Source organism: Kitasatospora sp. NPDC029367 (genome assembly GCF_055569135.1).
This window is the reverse complement of sequence record NZ_JBVHYH010000166.1, coordinates 1-1,696: the sequence shown is the minus strand read 5'-3', so window position 1 is coordinate 1,696 and position 1,696 is coordinate 1. Positions and strand designations below refer to the sequence as shown.

The window sequence follows — 1,696 nt, the reverse complement described above, 5'->3', positions numbered from 1 at the left end:
CGCCTTGCCCTTGGCCGGGGCGGCCGGCTCGGCCTTGTCCTTGGCGGGCGCGGGGGGGGGGGGGGGGGGGGGGGCGGGGGGGGGGGGGGGGGGGGGAGGGGGGGGGGGGGGGGGGGGGGGAAGAGGGGGGGGGGGGGGCCCCCCCCCCCCCCCCCCCCCCACTCCCGACCTATTTCACGCCCGGCCGCGCATCAGCCCGGGGATGTAAACCCGTGGACCAATGCGGCCTGCCCGAGGATCAACCGGTGGGCCGATGCCGCTCCCCCGCGCCCCGTGACAGCGTCCTCGGCATGGACACCACGCCGTTCACCGGCCCCACCGGACCGTCCGGACCGAACCGCCGCCCCGGACCGACCCGCCGTCGCATGCTGGGTACCGCTCTGGCCCTGGGCGTCGCCGCCCCGCTCGGTCTGGCCTCCACCGCCCGGGCGGACGCCCCCGCCGCACCGGGCGGCACTCCCACGCCTGCTCCGGCACCGGGCCGGCTCACGCTGCCCGCGCCCACCGGCCCGCACCGCATCGGCACGGTCGCCCTGCACCTGCGCGACACCGCCCGGCCGGACCCGTTCGCCGGCCCCGGCCGGTACCGCGAGCTGATGGCCAGCGTCTGGTACCCCGCCCGGCAGGCCGAGGAGCTCCCGCTCGCCCCCTGGCTGAGCGACGGCGCCCTCAAGGCCTACCTGGACGACGCCGGCTACCAGCTCCCGCTCAGCGCCGCCCCGCTCACCGCCGCCCGCCAGGGCGCACCCGTCCATCGCCCCGGCCACCGCCCCGGCCACCGGCTGCCCGTCGTCGTCTACTCGCACGGCGCCCACGCCCACCGGGCCGTCAACACCGTCATCGTCCAGGAACTCGCCAGCCACGGTTACGTCGTGGTCACCGTCGACCACACCTGGGACGCGTTCACCGAGTTCCCCGACGGCCGGGTGCTCACCCCGTGGCTCGAGGGCGCCCCCAGGATCAGCCCGAACGACTGCGCCGCCGACGCCCGGTTCGTCCTGGACTGCGTCGAGGAGCTCGCCGCCGGACGCAACCCCGACGTCGACGGGAAGGCGCTCCCCGAGGGCCTCCTCGGCGCCCCCGACCCGCTCGACGTCGGCATGTTCGGCTGGTCCAAGGGCGGTTCGGCCACCGCCGCCGTCCTCATGGCCGACCGCCGCGTGCGGGCCGGCCTCGCCATCGACGGTCCGATGGCGGCGATCACCGTCACCGACCTGGACCGGCCGTTCATGATGATCACCGCCGAGTTCGGCCGCGACCAGAACCCGAACGCCGTCACCTTCTGGAACCACCTGCGCGGCTGGCACCTCAACATCCAGGCCGACGGCGTCCGCCACAACTCCTACGGGGACGCGGCAGTCCTGATGCCCCAGGTCGCCAAGGAGCTCGGCATCCCCGACCAGCAGCTCCAGGAGATGGTCGGCACCCTCCCCGCCGACCGCTCCACCCGCATCCAGCAGTCCTACCCGCTCGCCTTCTTCGACGCCCACCTCCGCCACCGCCGCAGCGCCCTCCTCGACGGCCCCTCGCCGAGGTTCCCGGAGGTCAAGTACCTCCCGTGACACCGGAATCGGGGGGGCGCCACGGGGGTGTGGGCGCCCGGGGCCGAAAGAACGGCCGGTGGTCCCCCCTGCTTCCCCTCCCTCCCTGCCGGGCCACCCACTCCCCCCCCAAAAGTTGCTCCGCCCGCTCCCGC

General features: G+C 76.2%; 1 protein-coding gene. It reads left to right on the top strand.

Annotated elements, in window-relative coordinates:
- The first annotated feature begins 290 nt into the window (after nt 1–290).
- A complete protein-coding gene (locus tag ACZ4W5_RS37985) occupies nt 291–1,562 on the top strand; it encodes an alpha/beta hydrolase family protein (protein ID WP_465659825.1) in 1,272 nt (423 codons plus the stop codon).
- The last annotated feature ends 134 nt before the right edge of the window (nt 1,563–1,696 follow it).